Below are 18,502 nucleotides of genomic sequence, written 5' to 3'. Positions count from 1 at the left end.
CCCCAATCAGTCCCCTCTCCCACTGGGAGAGGGCTAGGGTGAGGGTTTTCAGAGGCCGACCGAGGTGTCTTGCTTCATACACCGAGCTGAAAGACCGGATCGATTATGGATTCACGGCAGAAGTATCAGATCGGCGTACTTCCCCAGCATCCCCCAATCAGTCCCCTCTCCCTCTGGGAGACGGCTAGGGAGGGTTTTCAGAGGCCGACCGAGGTGCCTTGCTTCATGCATCGACCTGAGAGACCGTATCGATTATGGATTCACAGCAGAAGTATCAGGTCGGCGTACTTCGCCAGCATCCCCCAATCAGTCCCCTCTCCCACTGGGAGAGGGCTAGGGTGAGGGGCTTTTGATTTGATCAGGCGTAATAGTCGACCGCGCTGCTGCCGATCACGCTGGTGGTTTGCGCAGCGGCATCAGCAATGGCGGCAGGCGCCAGTTCTTCATCCGCCGAATCGAGGCGACCACCGGCAGCGCGGGTGTGGCCACTCTGGCCCTGTTGCGCCTGCTCCTGACCTTGCTGGCCCTGCCAGCCACGGCTCTGATCGGAGACATTGACGTCAACCTGGCCCATGCCCTGCTGGTTGAACATTTCACGCAGGCGATGCATCTGCCCGTCCAGCGCTTCACGCACACTTGGATGCGCGCTCATGAACGTGACCTGGGTCTGTTGATCCGGGACCATGTTCACGCGGATGTCCAGACGTCCCAGCTCCGCTGGCTGCAACTGAATGTCCGCCGCCTTCAGATTGGCGCTCGACAGATACATGACGCGGTTGACCACTTCCTCGGTCCAGCCGCTCTGGTGCATGGCAATCGGCTGATTCACCGGCACCGCATTCGCGGTCTTCGGCGTAGCCGCCTGCGTCAGTGCCGCCAGACGGTTGGCGAAGTCATCCACACGGGTATCGCTGGTCGCAGTCTTGAGATCTTTGAGGCCATCGTCGATCAACCCGCTGAAGGCTTTTTCGCCGCCCTGGCTGGTGCTGTCCTTGTCGGCTTGTACGTCGAGCATGCTGGCCATGCCAGCGGCAAAGTTCTGCGCCGCAGTCAATTCGCCGTCGGCCTGAGCCTGAGCTGGCGACGCTTTCGGCTGCGCCTGGCTGGCAGCGGAAATGTGCCCGCCCTGCTCCATCGCCATGCGCACGGCCGGCATCGAATCGAGGGGATCGGCCGAAGGGTCGAAATCGCTGTCGGTGGCCGGTGCCGGATCTTTGACCGTACCTGGTAGCGCGGCAACGGCTGGGGTTTCGGTTTCAGGCTGGGCAGTCGCGACGACCGCCGGAGTCTGCACAACCGGCGCCGCAACCACCGGCTGCACAGCGGTTGCCAATGCCGGATCGAGTGTCGGATCAACCGGCGTCGCGTCTACGACTGGAGTCTGGGAGGTGTCAGTGTTGTCGTCGCTGCTGGCGGTACTGTCATCGGTCGCCGCGGTTTTATCGGCAGGCAAGTCGTTGCCGCTATCGGCAACCGCCGGCTGCGCAGCGGCAGACTGATCTTCGCCAATGTCCTTTTTGCCGCTGTTGTCAGCGACCTTGTCACGCGACGACTTGGGCGAATTGTCAGCGGTGGCGACAGGCTTGCTCGATCCCTGGTCGGCGAACACTTTAGCGAAGCTTGAGGCCTTATCCCCGGTATCTACGGCCATGGCCGACGTTTTCGCAGAGGCGGCTTGCGCCTTGGCCTGAGCGGCGTTCTGAAGAAGGATGTTGGGGGTCGCAGGCATGAAACGGTCTCCGCTGCACTGGGATCGTAGGTACAGTTGCAGAGATAAATGCAAGTGCCGGGCCAGATTTGCCCGGCGCTTGAGAAAAGCGCCGGACGGCGGGATCAGTGCGTGTGAGCGGGATGTTTTTCGCTTTCGTAAACCGGGCGAACTTCAGCAAATTCGCCGCTGATCTCAGCGACCAGTTTGACTATTTCCGCCGGGCTCTTGTCTTTGGCGTCCGATTCGAGTTCCTGGCAGAGCGCCGCCAAGCGGACAGCTCCCATATTGCTGGCGCTGCCCTTGAAGCTATGGGCAACATCCGACAACACCTTGGCATCAGAGGTCTTTTGCAACTCGCCCAAGCGACTTTCGGAATCCGCCAGAAAGGTATCCAGAAGCTCCGGATAACCCTCCTCCATGACTTCGCGCAGTACGCTCAGCGCCTCGCGATCAATATGTGTGTCAGTCACTTGTTCACTCCTTGATCAAGAATTGCGCGGATTATGCCTCAACCTCCCAGGAAAACTCCACGCGAGCACTACGACCTTCGTCCGACCAACTCGCATTACGCCCCAATTGCCGGACCAGACTGACGCCGCGCCCCGACAAACGGACACCATCCAGCGGCCGCTCCATGACCCGCGCCACATCAAAGCCCTTGCCGCTGTCTTCAACACGAATGATCAGTCGGCCGCCCTCGCCGTGTGGCTGCACCTGCAAATGCACGCGCACGAAACCGTCCTGCAGTGACTCCAGCCGATCATTGCGCTGCTGGTAGTAACGAGCGAACCCCGCCGCATCGCGCTTGAGACTGGAATCCAGACCGAGCACGCCATGCTCCAGCGCATTGGAATACAACTCGGCCAGCACGCTGTACAAAGCACCACTTTGCGCCCGCAGCCCATGCACCTCAAGCAGCAACTGCAACAGATACGGCAAGGGATTGAAGCGCTTGAGCGTGGCGCCACGGAATTCGAAACTCACCGACCAGTCCAGCGGACAGGATTGGCCGCTGTCGGAATACACCGGCGCCGACGGCTTGACCTGCGCCGGCTCCAGCAGGCTGACCTCGACCATGCTGACATCGTCGCGCGCCTCGCCGCGAAAATCCCGCAGTGCCTGCTCGATATCCTCGAACAAGCGATCCGGCTCGCGGTTGGCGGCGAACACCTGCTGCAAACGCTCGACACCGAACAGTTGATCACTGGCGTCACTGGTGTCGATCACCCCGTCGGACAACAGAAACACCCGATCGCCGACGGCCATCGGATGCACTTCCGTACGGTCATCGAACGCCTGCGCACTCAGTACCCCCAGCGGCAAGTGCCGTGCGGCCAGTGGTACACGCTCGCCAGTAGCAATCCGATGCAGATAACCGTCAGGCATGCCGCCATTCCACACTTCGACCGAACGCCGCTGAAAGCTCAGACACAACAGCGTGGCGCAACAGAACATGTCGACCGGCAGAATGCGTTTGAGCTTGGCATTCATCTCGCGCAGGGTTTCGGCCAGGCCATAGCCCTTGGCGGTCATGCCGTAGAACACCTCGGCCAAAGGCATCGCCCCGACCGCTGCCGGCAGGCCATGACCGGTAAAATCGCCCAACAGCACATGCATGTCGCCCGCCGGCGTGTACGCCGCCAGCAGCAAGTCGCCGTTGAACAAGGCATAGGGCGATTGCAGGTAGCGAATGTTCGGCGCGCTGAGGCAACCGGAGTGCGCAACCTTGTCGAACACCGCTTTGGCCACGCGCTGTTCGTTGAGCAGGTAATCGTGGTGTTTGGCGATCAGGTCGCGCTGTTGCAGCACGGTTGCCTGCAAACGCCGCAAGCGATCCATCGCCTTGATTTTGGCGGCGAGGATCACTTGGTTATAGGGCTTCGCCAGAAAGTCGTCACCCCCGGCCTCCAGACAACGGGCCAGCGCTTCGCTTTCCGTCAGCGACGTGAGGAAGATGATCGGCACCAGCGTCTCGCCCGCCAGCGCCTTGATCTGCTGCGCTGCTTCGAAGCCGTCCATGACCGGCATCATCGCGTCCATCAGTACCAGATCGGGTTGCTGGCGACGAAACAAGTCGACCGCTTCGGCACCGTTGGCCGCCGTCAGGACTTCATGGCCCTGGCGGCGGACGATGGTCGACAGCAACAGGCGATCGGCGGCGCTGTCTTCAGCGATCAGGAGGGTCAGCGGCTCTTGCGCCTGCATGGCCGTCAAGTGATGTCGAAGAGTTTGTCGAAATTGGAGATGGCGAGGATCTTGCGCACGTCGGAGCTGCTGTTGACCACACGCACGTCCGACTCGTCACCGCCGGCGTGATCCCGCAACAGGAGGAGCATGCCCAGTGCGGAGCTGTCGAGGTAGGTGGCCTTCTTCAGATCCACCACTATGGACTCAGGCTTCGCATTGAGTCGCTCATAGGACTCGCGAAACTCCTGATGCCGACCAAAATCGAATCGCCCCTCGATCGAAATCGTCAGTTTTTTCCCATCCGGAGAGACTTCTGTAACGACTGACATTAACTGGCTTCCTTGTCATTGACGAACCTGTACAAGGTTTAGCACCTGCACAGGGTTGCAGCAAGGTTAGAAGCCAGATCAAGAGATCGCAGCCTTCGGCAGCTCCTACACCGATCCCTTGTAGGAGCTGCCGAAGACTGCGATCTCTTGATCTTGTTTTAGAACGGGTTTTGTCGTGGCAAACGCTGGGACAGTTCATCAAGCAGCTTCTGCTCACGTTTGTCTTCAAGGCGTTGCGCCTCTTCGCGATAACGCTGCACCAGTTTACGCAGCCCCTCGACCTTGGCGAACGCCTGTTGCCATTCTTCACGCGCCTTGTCGAGTTTGTTCTGATGCCAGACCAGACTCTGGCGCTGCTGGTCGACGGCGGTGTCGAGTTGCGCCAGAAAGCCCTGAAAACCCAGCAGCCATTGCCCACTCACGCCGGTACTGCCGCGCACGATCCATTGCTCGGAATAATCCAGACGGAAGGCATTGAGGTCGGCCAGTTTGCTTTCCGCAACTTTCACCTGCCCCTGAAAATAGCCCAGGCGTTGCACGGCGGCTTTCTCGGCCTGTTCGGCCATGTCCACCACCGGCGCCAGACGCGCGGCTCGACTGACAGTGGCCATGAGCGGTTAGCCGCCCGCCGCTGGGGCAAACAGGGTTGCGAGGTAAGCCTGGCTTTCACCCATGTTGATTTTGTCGTTCAGCCCCTGACGCTGGTAGCGAACCAACTGCGGTTGCAGGGAGATCGCCAGATCGGTCTCGCGATCGCCGCCGGCAACGTAGGCGCCAACACTGATCAGATCGCGGCTCTGCTGATAGCGCGACCACAACTGCTTGAAATATTGCGCGCGTTGCATGTGCTCCGGCGAGACCACCGCCGGCATGACCCGGCTGATCGACGCTTCGATGTCGATGGCCGGATAGTGACCTTCCTCGGCCAGACGCCGGGATAGCACGATGTGGCCGTCGAGTACGCCTCGGGCCGAGTCGGCAATCGGATCCTGCTGGTCATCGCCTTCGGACAACACGGTGTAGAACGCGGTAATCGAACCACCGCCCTTCTCCGCATTACCGGCACGCTCGACGAGTTTCGGCAACTTGGCGAACACCGACGGCGGATACCCCTTGGTCGCCGGCGGCTCGCCGATGGCCAGGGCGATTTCCCGCTGGGCCTGGGCGAAACGGGTCAGCGAATCCATCAGCAACAGGACGTTCTTGCCCTTGTCGCGGAAATATTCGGCGATGCGCGTGCAATACATCGCTGCGCGCAGGCGCATCAACGGCGCATCGTCTGCTGGCGAGGCAACCACCACAGAGCGCTGGAGGCCTTCTTCACCGAGGCTGTGCTCGATGAACTCCTTAACTTCTCGCCCCCGCTCACCGATCAGGCCGACGACGATAATGTCGGCCTCGGTGAAGCGGGTCATCATGCCCAGCAATACGGATTTACCGACACCGGTACCGGCAAACAGACCCAGACGCTGGCCACGACCGACCGTCAACAAACCGTTGATGCAACGGATGCCAACGTCCAGCGGCACGCTGATCGGGTCACGGTTGAGCGGATTGATTGTCGGGCCGTCCATCGGCACCCAGTCTTCGGCTTTCATGCCGCCTTTGCCGTCCAGTGCGCGCCCGGCACCGTCGAGGACGCGACCGAGCATGCTCATGCCCATCGGCAAGCGCCCGGTATCAGCCAGCGGCACTACGCGGGCGCCCGGGGCGATGCCGGCGACACTGCCGACCGGCATCAGAAAGACTTTGCTGCCGGAGAAACCCATGACTTCCGCTTCCACCTGGGAGGGGTGATAGCTGTCGTCATTGATCACCAGGCAGCGCGTGCCCATGGCGGCGCGCAGGCCTTCGGCTTCGAGGGTGAGGCCAACCATGCGCAGCAGGCGACCTTCAAGAATCGGCGCACCGGCAATCTCGGTGGCCTCAGCGTAAGTACTCAGGCGCTTGGCGAAACTGGTGCGTTCAAGGCGCATCGGGGTCGTCCGCGAGCGGCTCTTCAGGTGTGGCCGCCGGTTTTACGTCTTCTGGAATGTCCAGACTCAGATCCGCTTCAGCCGGATGCAAAGCCTGCTCGTGCAATTGATCGAACAACTTCGCCATGACCTGGATCACGCGGGTTTCGATGCTGGCATCGATGCGGCTGTGCTCGGTTTCAACCCGGCAACCGCCCGGCAATAGCGATTCATCTTCGACGATGCGCCAGGTTTCCTCATGACGTTCGCGCAAAGCCTTGGCCTGTTCGAAGTCCTGCGGATTGACGTACAGGCGCACATTCTCGACGCCCAGCGGCAACAGCTTGAGGGCGTCGCGCATGACGTGTTCGATCTGGCTGGAATCGATGGCCAGTTCGCGCTTGATCACCTGTTTGGTGATGTGTTGCACGAGGTCGACCAGCGATTTCTCGATTTGCGTGTCTTGCTCGGCGATCGGTTCGAACAGGTTCGCCATCAACTGCTCAAGGCTGGCAAGTTTTGCCGCCAGCGCAACCTCCGCTTCCTGACGCACCTTGAGGGTCGCACTGTGAAAACCTTCTTTCTCGCCGATGCCAAAGCCTTCGTTGTAAGCCTCCTGACGGATGCTTTCGAGTTCTTCCAGGGTCAGTGGCTGGACTTCTTCCAGCGGCACTTCTTCCATTTCCGGCGGTTCGGGCTCCGGCTCAGGCTCGGGTTCCGGCTTCGGCGGGTCGAAGCTGGGCATGGCCCAGGATTCGAAACCACGGACATCGCGGGCACGGATCAGATCCGTCACATCGTCGTCGTGCTTGTCCATGGGCTTAGATCATTTCCTCGCCACCCTTGCCACCGAGTACGATTTCGCCGGCTTCGGCCATACGACGGGCAATGGTGAGGATTTCTTTCTGTGCGGTTTCGACGTCGCTGACGCGCACCGGGCCTTTGGCCTCGAGGTCGTCACGCAACAGTTCGGCGGCACGTTTGGACATGTTCTTGAAGATCTTCTCTTTGACGCCTTCGTCCGAACCCTTGAGGGCCAGCACCAGCACGTCGGAAGACACTTCGCGCAGCAACGCCTGGATGCCACGATCGTCGACATCGGCGAGGTTGTTGAACACGAACATGAGGTCTTCGATCTGACCGGACAGGTCTTCGTCGACTTCGCGGATCGAGTCCATGAGCTGGCCTTCGATCGAGCTGTCGAGGAAGTTCATGATGTCCGCCGCACGCTTGATGCCACCCAGGGTGGTGCGCGAGGCATTCGAGTTGCCGGAGAACTGCTTCTCGAGAATCTGGTTCAGCTCTTTCAGGGCCGCCGGCTGTACGGTGTTCAACGACGAGACGCGCAGGATGATGTCCAGACGCACTTTGTGGTCGAAGTTGCCGAGTACTTCACCGGCCTGATCCGGGTCGAGGTACGCGACCACGATCGCCTGGATCTGCGGGTGTTCGTAGCGGATCACGTCGGCAACGGCGCGCGGCTCCATCCATTTCAGGCTGTCGAGGCCACTGGTGTTGCCACCGAGCAGGATGCGGTCGATCAGGCCGTTGGCCTTGTCTTCACCCAGGGCCTGGGTGAGCATTTTGCGCACGTAGTCGTCGGATCCGACGCCGAGGCTGGTCTGGTCGCCGACGATGTCGACGAACTCGCTCATGACCTGCTCGACCTGCTCGCGATGGACGTTGCCCATCTGCGCCATGGCCACGCCGACGCGCTGAACCTCTTTCGGGCCCATGTGGCGCAGCACTTGTGCGGCATCGGTCGAACCCAGGGACAGCAGCAGAATCGCGGCTTTGTCGACCTTGTTCAGTTTGACGGTTGCGGCTCGGTTATCACTCATCTGCGTTAATCCACTCTTTCACGACCTGAGCCACGCGACCCGGATCCTCGGCCACCAGACTCTTGATTGCATTCAGTTGCGCGTCATAACCCTCACTTGGGCTCGGCAACAGAATGCTCTGCGGACCACCGAGGCTCACGCGGTCGTTGGAAAGTTCGCCGTCCAGGCCGCCCATGCCACCGAGTTCCACGTCGCTGCCAAGACCGGCCAGCTCCTTGCCTTTGCCGCCGCCGGTGATGTTGTTAAGCACCGGACGCAGCACACCAAACACCAGCACCAGGATGAACAACACACCCAGCACTTGTTTGACGATGTCCCAGAACCATGGCTGGGAGTAGAACGGAATATCGGCAATCACTTCACCGCGCTCGGCGGAGAACGGCATGTTGATCACGCTGACACTGTCGCCACGGCTGGCGTCGAAACCGACGGCGTCCTGGACCAGACGGGTGAAGCGCGCCAATTCGTCGGCGCTCCACGGCGCACGGCTGGTTTCGCCGTTGGCCGCGTTGACCTTGACCTGATCGTCGACCACCACCGACACCGACAGACGATTCAGGCGACCCTGCTGCTGTTTGGTGTGGCTGATGGAACGGTCAAGTTCGAAGTTCTTGGTCGATTGTTGACGCTTGTCTGCCGGGTACGGCGCGAGCATTGGCTGACCGGTGGTCGGGTCCATGATCTGCTGACCATTGGCGTCAACCAATGGCTGACCAGGCTGGACCATGGCGGCCGGCGCGGCGGTGCCGCCGGTAGTTTGCGGGGCCGAGGCTGGCGACGGTGGCTGGTTGCTCAGGGCACCCGGCACGCCTTGCGGGCCATTGCTGGCGGTGCGTTGCTCGTTGACCGACTGCTCGCTGCGCAACGCCGGCTGATCCGGGTTGAACTGCTCGGCAGTCGACTCGACGGCATTGAAATCGATGTCGGCCGAGACTTCAGCCTTGTAACGATCATTGCCCAATACCGGCTGCAAAATGTTGTGTACACGCTGGGTGAGCATGCTTTCCATGCGGCGGCTGTAATCGAACTGCTTGCCGGCCATGGTCATTTCGGAGTTTTCCGCCTGATCAGAGAGCAAGGTGCCCTTCTGGTCGACGACGGTGATCTGCGATTTGCTCAGCTCGGGAACGGAAGTCGCCACCAAGTTGATGATCGCAATCACCTGACCCGGCTCCAGCGAACGACCGCTGTACAGTTCAACCAGAACCGAAGCACTTGGCTTGCGCTCATCACGGACGAACACCGAACTCTTCGGAATCGCCAGATGCACGCGGGCACCCTTGACGTTGTTCAGGCTGGAAATGGTCCGCGCCAGTTCACCCTCGAGGCCGCGACGATAACGCGTCGCTTCCATGAACTGGCTGGTGCCCAGACCCTGTTCCTTGTCGAGGATTTCGAAACCGATATTGCCGTCGCTGGGAGTGACACCAGCAGCAGCGAGTTTCATCCGCGCACGGGACAAGTCATCGGCCTTGACCAGCAAGGCGCCGGAATTGGGCTCGACGTTGTAAGGAATGTCAGCGGCGGCCAGAGTATCCATGACCTGCTTGGCGTCCATGCCGGCAAGGCTGCCGTACAACGGACGGTAATCCGGCTGCTGCGACCACAGCACCACGGCAAAGCCAATCGCCACGCTCGCAGCCAGGCCGACCAACAGGCCCACCTGACGCAGCATGGTCATCTCGGAGAGGTTTTCCAGGAAGGACAGACCGAACAGCGGCGGTTTGCCGTCTATCGGGGTGGCCTTGGCCGGAACGTTATCGGCGACTGCTTCTGCCATGACTCAATCTCGTCCTTAAACCGGCATCTGCATGATGTCTTGATAAGCCTGAACCAGTTTGTTGCGAACCTGGGTCAGAGCCTGGAACGACACGCTGGCTTTTTGCGAAGCGATCATCACGTCCGTCAGATCGACGCCGCTCTTGCCCACTTCAAAGGCATTGGCCAACTGAGTCGACGCGGTCTGGGTATCGCTGACCTTGTTGATCGCCTGACCGAGCATGTCGGAAAAGCTGCTGCCTCCCAGCTCAGGGACAGCGGTCGTCGATTTCGGCGCAGACATGGCATCCAGCTTCATGGCCTTCATGTCTGTCATCAACCGATTAAATTCAATACCTTGGCTCATGGTCTACTCTCTTGGGCGGCCCGCAATTTTTTGACACTCACTCGGCGGGTACACAGGTATTAGCAACAAGGGTGCCAGCTCATGGGCAGCCCTTTCAGAAAAGCGTTTTCAACGTTTTGCAGCACGGCTCAGGTGGCGAACAGATAACCTTCGACGTCCATCCCGGCATCGCGCATTTGTGCCAGTTTGTAGCGCAGGGTGCGCGGGCTGATGCCGAGCTTTTCCGCCGCTTCCTTGCGGCGTCCACGCTCGGAGCGCAGGGTGTCGATGATCATCTGAAACTCCCGGCGGCGCAGGTCATCGCCCAGCGCACCGGCCGAATCCGCTTCGATTTCCACTTCGCGAATCACCGCAGTCAGCGGCGCGGCGACAGGCACTGCGGTGTACGTCACGGGACCTGCCAGACAGAAATCCTGCGGCTGAATCAAACCGCCCTGCTGCAAGATCAGCGCACGTTGAATGGCGTTATCCAGTTCACGCACATTACCCGGCCACGGATACGCAATCAGGCAAGCTTGCGCGTCAGGCGAGAGTTTCGCTGCGGCGTGCTTCATTTTATTGACGTGTTTGGCCAGCAACCTTTCGGCCAGCGGCAGGATATCGGCAGTGCGCTCGCGAAGTGGACGCCAGGCCAGTGGGAAAACCGACAAACGGTAATAGAGGTCTTCACGGAAACGCCCCGCCGCCACTTCGCCCGCCAAGTCGCGGTTAGTGGTGGCAACCACGCGAATATCCAGGGCGATCGGCTTACGCGCACCGACGCGCTCGACTTCGCGCTCCTGCAACACGCGCAGCAGTTTGGCTTGCAGGCCAAGGGGCATTTCAGAAATTTCGTCGAGCAGCAACGTGCCGCCGTCAGCCTGCTCGAACTTGCCGGCCTGCGCGGCGATGGCGCCGGTGAACGAGCCTTTCTCGTGACCGAACAGCGTCGCCTCGAGCATGTTGTCCGGGATCGCTGCGCAGTTGATCGCAATGAACGGCTGACTGGCACGGTGGGATTGCTGGTGAATGTAGCGCGCCAGCACTTCTTTACCCGTACCGGATTCGCCGGAGATCAGCACCGTGGAATCGCTGCGTGCCACTCGTGCGGCCAATTCGAGAAGTTGCGCACTGGCCGGCTCGACAGCGATAGGACCTTCACTTTCGCTCACGCCAATATTGCCCAGTGCATGCCGCGCCACCAGATCGAGCAAAGCCTTGGGCTCGAACGGTTTGACCAGATAATCCGCCGCACCCTGACGCATCGCATCGACTGCACGTTCGACCGCGCCGTGAGCCGTCATCAGCAACACGGGTAATTGCGGCTGACGAGCACGCAACAGGGCAAGCAATTGATGACCATCCATGCCGGGCATGTTGACGTCACTGACCACCAGACTGAACGCCTCGCGCGACACTGCCGTCAGCGCGTCTTCAGCGCAACCGACCGCGTGGTAATCGTGGCCGGCCAGCAACAACGTATCGGCCAGCGCCTCGCGCAACGAGCGGTCATCCTCGACCAGCAAAACCTTGATGCCCATGTCTTTCACTCAGCTCCCTGTACAGCGGAAAACAGCGGCAGGATCACCTGCGCGCACGTGCCACGCCCAACTCGCGAACGCAGGTGCAATTCTCCCTGATGTGCCCGGGCCACAGCCTTGACCACGGTCAGGCCCAGGCCGGTGCCGGTGACTTTGGTGGTAAAAAAGGGTTCGCCGAGCCGCGCCAGAACCGCGGGCTCGATGCCGCTGCCACTGTCGCTTATGCTCAGGCGCAGCGTGTTGTCGCGGGTGTAGCAATGGACTTTAAGACGAATGTCGCTGGCACTGGCCTGAATCGCATTTTCGATCAAATTCAACAGCGCCCCGACCAGTGTGTCGCGATTACACAGCAGTTCGCCGGTATGGCTGTCGCACTGCCAGCGGATTGGCAGATCCTGCACATGGGTCAGCGCCGCCGCCTGCAGCGCCTGCATCAAGGCATTGGGGGTGAGGCGATCGGTCAGCGGTAACTCACCGCGAGCGAACACCAGCATGTCGCGCACCTGGTGCTCCAGCTCGTGCAGACGCTCTTTCAGGCGCCCGGCGAAGCGCTGCTGAGTGGCGACCGGCAACTCCTGCTCAGTCAAATGACTGGCATAGAGCAAAGCGGCGGACAGCGGCGTGCGGATCTGATGCGCGAGCGAGGCGACCATGCGCCCCAGCGAGGACAAACGCTCGTGGCGCGCCAGTTGATCTTGCAGATGGCGGGTTTCTGTCAGGTCGTTGAGCAGCACCAATTGCCCCGGCTCGGCGTCCAGCGAGCGGGTGGCAATCGACAGGCGTCGACCGTTTTTCAGGGAAATTTCATGACCGTCGTCTTCACGCGGGGCGAAGCAGCGCGAAATCACATGGCGCCACAACTCACCCTCAAGCGGCAGGCCGAGCAGTTCGATGGCGGCCGGGTTGGCTTCGCGCACCCTGCCGTGACCGTCGATGACGATGACGCCACCGGGCAACAGATCAAGGAGGTTTTGCAGACGGTTGGCCAAGCGTTCTTTTTCCGCCAGCTCCTGCATGCGCTGGGCGCTGACCACCGCCAGCTCACCCTTGAGCTCGGTTACCCGCGCTTCAAGCATGCTGTAGGAGTCCGTCAACTGGCTGGACATCTGGCTGAACAGCTCGAATGCCTGCTCAAGGCCCTGTCGGCTTGCCTGCTCTACGGAGGACGGCTGCCCCTCGGGACTGGAGGCAGAAGACATCTGGGCTTGGGGCATTGTGCTTTCTCGCTTGGCTGACCGTCAGTTAAACGGAACGTTGCGAGGGCTGTAGCAATACCCGTGCCTAAAAAAAACTGCTTATAAATGAAGCAGTTGAAAAACAGGCGTCAATCCTCCGCCTGTTCATCTCCATCGCGGCGGCTCATGCCGTACTTGCGCATCTTCTCGACCAGGGTGGTACGACGGATACGCAGGCGCTCAGCGGCACGCGCCACAATGCCATTGGCATCGTCCAGCGCCTGTTGAATCAGGCCCTGTTCCAGACCACCGAGGTAGTCCTTCAGGTCTAGACCTTCCGGCGGCAGCATGGCGTTGGCGGTGAAGTCAGGCGTATGGCCGTTGATCGCCACGCGCTCTTCGAGATCGCTGCGCAGGCTGTCGACCATTTGCTCGTCTTCGTCGTCGACGTAGCGGAATTTCTTCGGCAGTTCGACCACGCCGATCACCCCGTACGGATGCATGATCGCCATGCGCTCCACCAGGTTGGCCAGCTCGCGGACGTTGCCTGGCCAGCCGTGACGGCACAGCGACATGATCGCCGCCGAGTTGAAGCGGATCGAACCACGCTTCTCGTGCTCCATGCGCGAGATCAGTTCGTTCATCAGCAGCGGAATATCTTCGACGCGCTCACGCAGCGGCGCCATCTCGATCGGGAACACGTTCAGGCGATAGTAGAGGTCTTCGCGGAAGGTGCCGATCTCGATCATGCTTTCGAGGTTCTTGTGCGTCGCCGCGATGATGCGCACGTCAACGCTCTGGGTCTTGTTGCTGCCCACGCGCTCGAAGGTGCGTTCCTGCAGGACGCGCAGCAGTTTGACCTGCATCGGCAGCGGCATGTCGCCGATTTCGTCAAGGAACAGCGTACCGCCGTTGGCCAGTTCGAAGCGGCCGGCACGACTGGTGATCGCGCCGGTGAAGGCGCCCTTCTCGTGACCGAACAATTCGCTTTCGAGCAGCTCCGCCGGGATCGCCCCGCAGTTGACCGGCACGAATGGCGCATCGCGACGCTTGGAATGGTAATGCAGGTTGCGCGCGACCACTTCCTTGCCGGTCCCGGACTCGCCGAGGATCAGCACACTGGCGTCGGTGTCGGCGACTTGCTGCATCATCTGACGCACGTGCTGGATCGCCCGGCTGGTGCCGACCAGGCTGCGGAACAGATTGGGCTCGCGATGACGGCCGCGCTCGCGAGCCTGGTCATACATCTCGCGATAGACCTGGGCACGGTGCAGGGAGTCGAGCAATTTGCTGTAGCTGGGCGGCATTTCGAGGGTCGAAAGCACGCGGCGACGCTGGTCTTCGGGCAGGTCGACGGAAGAATTATCGCCCATCAACAAAACCGGAAGGAACTCATCCCAGGTTGAGAGTGTCTTTAACAAGCCCAAAAGCGCGCCAGGAGCATTAACGGTCCCGATCAGTACGCAAATGACCTCACGACTAGACGACAAAGAGCCGACTGCCTGCTGCCAGTCATGGCTGCCGCAGGGTAAATTTTCTTCGCCAAGAAAATTTAAAATCACCGCCAGGTCGCGGCGGCGGACGCTATCGTCATCGATCAGCAGAATTTTGGTTTCACGCCACATGCAATAGCAACTTCCCTAGTCAACTCAATGCCCGAAATTAGGGGCAAGCGAGACGCTTGCAGGACACCATGTGCCTGTAGACGCCTGAAATCTGAAAACAGCCACTAGTTAAGTCAAAAAACCGTGCACAGTCAAATTTATGGCGCACATGCCTGGATTAACTGGGGGGCAATTAACCAAACAGATGGTAAACCTTTGCCGCCTTCTGCGCTTGGGTGATCTGCGACATCTCGTTGGCTATCGCCTGCCGCTCACCCATCGCCACCTCAAGAAGCTCTTTGTAGACGTGTAGCAACTCTTCAAGATTGTTGCGCAACGCGTCTTCATCCAGCGCAGCTTCAGCCATGACGTCTTCCATGCAGGAACGGCAAGCCAGATCCAGCTCGCCGATGGCTTCCCAATTGCGTTCGGCGAGGGCAGTAACCAACGCTTCACGGGTATCGGCGATTCGCTGCAATACAAGACTCATGACGATCTCCTTCAGAACTGCGGAGCAGGCACGGGGGCAATAGCATCCCAGCCTTCCTTGACCGTGCTCAGCAAGCCGGCAACCTCATCAAGAATGCGCGGGTCGCTGCTGATGTTCGCCTCGGCGAGGCGCTTCATCATGTAGATATACAGCCCATCCAGATCAGCCAGGGTATCTGCACTGTTTTCCAGATCGAGGCCTTCACGCAGACCGCTGACAATGCCAATCGCCTTGCTGATCGAAGTGCATTTGCTTGGAATGTCCTTGCGCTCGATGGCGCCTTTGGCCTGAGCGATACGGGCCAGTCCACCTTCCATCAACATTTGCACCAGACGGTGCGGGCTCGCTTCGGATGTCTGAGCGTGTGCGCCGACTTTCTGATACTGCCGAAGGGCTAACATCGGATTCATGTTCTACCTCATTGCCACAATGACTCGTATAACCAGTGTATCGCCAACGAATCACAGAACTTTAGATCAAAAGACAAAAACCCGGCGCACGCCGATGAAGCGTAGCCGGGTTTTTGTCGTACCTGCCTGTTACTTCGCGGACTGCTGAGCGTTCAGCGAGCTGAAGAACGACGTGATGTTGCTCGCCGTAGCCTTCATCTGCCCTACCAGCAAGTCCATGGCGTTGTACTTGGCCGTCAGCGTCTTGGTCAGGTTGGCGACGCGCAGATCCAGCGCCAACTGCTGCGACGTGAGGCTGCGGGTATTGTTGTTCAGAATGGTCATACGCTGATCAAGCAGACCGCTGGTGGTTTTGCCATCAGCAGAAGCTTTGAGGTACGGATCGACCGCTTTGCTCATTCGCGCCAACAGACCGTTTTTGTCGTCGGTGCCGGAGAACAGCTGCTGCACCTGACCAGTCATGCCTGGCTGAGACATGGCCTTGTTGAAAGCCGTCGCGTCCAGCGTCAGCTTACCGGTGTCGCGATCAGTCATGACGCCGATCTGCGACAGCACACCCAGCTCGCCAGGCGACGAAGTGGTCAATTGGGCACGAATGTCCGCAATCAACGTCCGCGGCAGAGAATCACCGGTAAACGCGGCCTGCACCGTCAACTTGCCATCTTCGTCCGGCGTTGCCTTGGACAGGCTATCGATGGTGGTCTTGAGCGTGTTGAAAGCGTCGACGAATTGCTGAACCGAAGCCTGCAAGCCCTTGGTGTTGGTATCGACAGAGACCTTGACCGCAGTGGGGCTGGCTTCCACCAGGTTCATGGTCAAGCCACTGATGGCGCCGCTCACTGTGTTGCTCTTGCTGGTAACGGCAAGACCATCAATGGTCAGCTTCGCATCCTTGGCAATATCGCCCACAGCCCCTGAGTCACCAGCGGCCGGGGTCGCAGACATGACCTTGGTGCCATCGATTTCCAGACCGGCAATACCACTGACCGTCAGGTCGGAGCCCGCGCCCGTCTTGTTGGAGCTGATCACCAGACGCGAAGCGCCCGAGCTGTCGGTCACGATGTTGGCGGAAACACCGTTGACACCCTGCGCCTTGTTGATGGCATCACGGGTAGTCTGCAAGGTGGCATTGGCCGGAATATCGACATTGTAATCAGTGCCATTCTGACTGATTTTCAGGGTACCACTCGGAATGGCACTGGCCGCGCCGCCGGCAAAGGATGCACTGGCTACTTTCGAGCCGGTGGCCAAGTTATTTACCACGACACTGTATGTGCCCGAAACAGCCGTGTTATCGGAAGTAGCGGTCAGCGTTGTCGGGGTAGCCGAGGTCGCCGCGTAACCGGCAAACGCAGGGTTGGTCTTACTGCCCAGATCGGTCATTGCCTTCTGGTAGGCCGCCAATGCGTTTTTCAGCGCACCGACACCGGAAATCTTCAGGGTGTTGGTTTTGGTCGCAGAATCGATCTGCGTCTGCTTCGGCGACTTGTCGGCGTTTACCAGCGCGGTCACGATTGCGCCGATGTCCAGGCCGGAACCCAGTCCGGAACCCGGTAGAATTGGACTTGCCATGTGCATCTCCCTTCAGATTGTTGCCATTCTTTTGACCGTTACACGCATCTTGAGAACGGACAAACATAATTCATGCCAGCTATCAGACTTTGGCGTCAAACAATACGTGACTCGCATTGGCGAGGCTGTCTGCCAGCTTGAGGGCTTCTGCGGAGGGAATCTGTCGAACGACCTCACCCGTCTCGCTTGCGATCACCTTGACGATGACCTTCCCGGAGTGTTCATCAATCGAAAACTCCAGATTGCGCTTGATCGACTGTACAAACTTTTCGATCTCCTGCACCGCCAGTTTCAATTTGGCGTCGTCCGAATCCTGACTCTTCGCAGCGACCGGCGCTTCAGTCTTGGCAACTTTAGGCGTCTCTGACGGTTTGTCAGCAACCGGCGTTACTGGCTTGGGAGCCGGATAAGACACGTTAAGCTTTACGCTCATGTCCATGCCCATCACCTCTTAACGTAAAAAGGCGAGAGAGCGCGACCAGCGCACCCCCCCGCCCAAACTCGATCCGAAATTACTGAAGCAGCTTCAGTACAGCGGAAGGCAGTTGGTTGGCTTGAGCCAGAACAGAGGTCGAAGCCTGTTGCAGGGTTTGCTGCTTGGTCAGGTTAGCAGTCTCTGCGGCGAAGTCGGTATCTTGTACGCGACCTTGTGCAGCAGTGGTGTTCTCGGTGATGTTCTGCAAGTTCTGGATGGTGCTGGTCAGACGGTTTTGCGAAGCACCCAGGCTGGCACGAGTTGCACCGATGGCAGCGATGGCAGCGTCGATCGCGGTGATCGCGTTGTCGATGTTCTGCGAAGCGCCAGTTACGGTAGCACCGGTCAGGGACAGAGTACCGCTACCTACCGACAGGCTTACTGCGTCGAACTTGGAGCTCAGTACCAGGTCGATGTGGTTAGCCGAACCGGTGTTTGCGCCTACTTGCAGGGTCACAGTACCAGCCGAACCGTCCAGCAGGTTTTTGCCGTTCAGGTTGGTCGAAGCCGAGATACGGGTGATCTCGTCGGACATCTGAGCGAATTCAGCGTTGGTAGCGGTCTGGTCAGCAGTGCCGTTGGTACCGTTACGTGCTTTAACAGCCAGTTCACGCATACGCTGCAGGATGTCGGTAGTAGCTTGCAGAGCGCCTTCAGCAGTCTGGGCAACGGAGATACCGTCGTTGGCGTTCTGGATGGCTTGGGTGTTACCACGGATCTGCGAGGACATACGGTTCGAGATCTGCAGGCCAGCGGCGTCGTCTTTAGCGCTGTTGATTTTCAGGCCGGAAGACAGGCGCTGCATCGAAGTCGACAGAGCGTCGGAAGCGCGGTTCAGGTTTTTCTGAACGTTCAACGACGTGGTGTTGGTGTTTACTGTTAAAGCCATGACGAATTCCTCGTTGGTTGGGTACTGCGGCTTCCGGCCCTGGCAACCGCCGGGTATGGCCTAGAGAACCTTCGTAATAGTTATCGTCGGGATTGCAGGTTGCTTGAGGGCTTTTTGAAAAAAATTTGCCATCACCCTGCCACCCCCGAGAAAACAAAGACTTAGCAGCCCATCCACCGCGAAAAAATGACGTCATAAAACCGACTGCCGCGCAAACCT

Annotated in this window: 18 protein-coding genes; all 18 read right to left on the bottom strand. The window is 59.6% G+C overall.

All coding sequences use genetic code 11. The features are described from left to right. Positions 1-358 precede the first annotated feature (358 nt). The 18 genes from ACZZ0A_RS04600 to ACZZ0A_RS04515 all read right to left on the bottom strand — a co-directional run bounded on the left by ACZZ0A_RS04600 (position 359) and on the right by ACZZ0A_RS04515 (position 18,283). Complete coding sequence (locus tag ACZZ0A_RS04600; protein ID WP_463542575.1) at positions 359-1,729, bottom strand: flagellar hook-length control protein FliK; 1,371 nt, start codon at positions 1,727-1,729, stop codon at positions 359-361. Positions 1,730-1,833: 104 nt separating this feature from the next. Continuing rightward, a complete protein-coding gene (locus tag ACZZ0A_RS04595; RefSeq protein ID WP_007920035.1) occupies positions 1,834-2,181 on the bottom strand; it encodes an Hpt domain-containing protein in 348 nt (115 codons plus the stop codon). A gap of 31 nt (positions 2,182-2,212) precedes the next feature. Continuing rightward, on the bottom strand, positions 2,213-3,916 hold the full coding sequence (locus tag ACZZ0A_RS04590; RefSeq protein ID WP_463544074.1) for an ATP-binding SpoIIE family protein phosphatase: 1,704 nt from the start codon (positions 3,914-3,916) through the stop codon (positions 2,213-2,215). Positions 3,917-3,921: 5 nt separating this feature from the next. Next, positions 3,922-4,227, bottom strand: coding sequence for an STAS domain-containing protein (locus ACZZ0A_RS04585; RefSeq protein ID WP_095114148.1), 306 nt, complete (start codon positions 4,225-4,227; stop codon positions 3,922-3,924). A 158-nt stretch (positions 4,228-4,385) separates the two neighbouring features. Then, positions 4,386-4,838 (bottom strand): flagellar export protein FliJ, encoded by a 453-nt coding sequence (gene fliJ / locus ACZZ0A_RS04580; RefSeq protein WP_007920039.1) that lies wholly within the window; start codon positions 4,836-4,838, stop codon positions 4,386-4,388. A gap of 6 nt (positions 4,839-4,844) precedes the next feature. After that, positions 4,845-6,203, bottom strand: a complete 1,359-nt coding sequence (gene fliI, locus ACZZ0A_RS04575) for a flagellar protein export ATPase FliI (RefSeq protein ID WP_007920040.1) — start codon at positions 6,201-6,203, stop codon at positions 4,845-4,847. After that, positions 6,193-6,999, bottom strand: coding sequence for a flagellar assembly protein FliH (gene fliH / locus ACZZ0A_RS04570; protein WP_007920041.1), 807 nt, complete (start codon positions 6,997-6,999; stop codon positions 6,193-6,195). Before fliH ends, fliI begins: the two co-directional genes overlap by 11 nt. 4 nt (positions 7,000-7,003) lie before the next feature. Beyond that, the gene (gene fliG / locus ACZZ0A_RS04565; protein WP_007920042.1) at positions 7,004-8,023 is read right to left on the bottom strand and encodes a flagellar motor switch protein FliG; all 1,020 of its coding nucleotides are present in this window, start codon (positions 8,021-8,023) and stop codon (positions 7,004-7,006) included. Beyond that, positions 8,016-9,803: a flagellar basal-body MS-ring/collar protein FliF gene (gene fliF / locus ACZZ0A_RS04560; RefSeq protein WP_463542574.1), complete on the bottom strand. Its 1,788-nt coding sequence runs from the start codon at positions 9,801-9,803 to the stop codon at positions 8,016-8,018. Before fliF ends, fliG begins: the two co-directional genes overlap by 8 nt. 15 nt (positions 9,804-9,818) lie before the next feature. Continuing rightward, positions 9,819-10,148: a flagellar hook-basal body complex protein FliE gene (gene fliE, locus ACZZ0A_RS04555; protein ID WP_007920044.1), complete on the bottom strand. Its 330-nt coding sequence runs from the start codon at positions 10,146-10,148 to the stop codon at positions 9,819-9,821. 128 nt (positions 10,149-10,276) lie between these two features. Next, on the bottom strand, positions 10,277-11,668 hold the full coding sequence (locus tag ACZZ0A_RS04550; protein ID WP_007920046.1) for a sigma-54-dependent transcriptional regulator: 1,392 nt from the start codon (positions 11,666-11,668) through the stop codon (positions 10,277-10,279). A 5-nt stretch (positions 11,669-11,673) separates the two neighbouring features. Beyond that, positions 11,674-12,882, bottom strand: a complete 1,209-nt coding sequence (locus tag ACZZ0A_RS04545; protein WP_007920048.1) for a sensor histidine kinase — start codon at positions 12,880-12,882, stop codon at positions 11,674-11,676. Positions 12,883-12,992: 110 nt separating this feature from the next. Then, on the bottom strand, positions 12,993-14,468 hold the full coding sequence (locus tag ACZZ0A_RS04540) for a sigma-54 dependent transcriptional regulator (RefSeq protein WP_007920053.1): 1,476 nt from the start codon (positions 14,466-14,468) through the stop codon (positions 12,993-12,995). Positions 14,469-14,640: 172 nt separating this feature from the next. Further along, positions 14,641-14,937, bottom strand: a complete 297-nt coding sequence (locus tag ACZZ0A_RS04535) for a hypothetical protein (protein ID WP_007920054.1) — start codon at positions 14,935-14,937, stop codon at positions 14,641-14,643. Positions 14,938-14,948: 11 nt separating this feature from the next. Continuing rightward, positions 14,949-15,347, bottom strand: a complete 399-nt coding sequence (gene fliS, locus ACZZ0A_RS04530) for a flagellar export chaperone FliS (RefSeq protein WP_007920055.1) — start codon at positions 15,345-15,347, stop codon at positions 14,949-14,951. A 129-nt stretch (positions 15,348-15,476) separates the two neighbouring features. Continuing rightward, positions 15,477-16,919, bottom strand: coding sequence for a flagellar filament capping protein FliD (fliD, locus tag ACZZ0A_RS04525; protein WP_007920056.1), 1,443 nt, complete (start codon positions 16,917-16,919; stop codon positions 15,477-15,479). An 82-nt stretch (positions 16,920-17,001) separates the two neighbouring features. After that, a complete protein-coding gene (locus tag ACZZ0A_RS04520) occupies positions 17,002-17,358 on the bottom strand; it encodes a flagellar protein FlaG (RefSeq protein ID WP_007920057.1) in 357 nt (118 codons plus the stop codon). 73 nt (positions 17,359-17,431) lie between these two features. Beyond that, a complete protein-coding gene (locus ACZZ0A_RS04515) occupies positions 17,432-18,283 on the bottom strand; it encodes a flagellin domain-containing protein (RefSeq protein ID WP_007920059.1) in 852 nt (283 codons plus the stop codon). Between the last annotated feature and the right edge of the window lie 219 nt (positions 18,284-18,502).

Source organism: Pseudomonas sp. AC242 (assembly GCF_979258655.1).
This window is presented reverse-complemented; position numbering and strand designations above follow the sequence as displayed.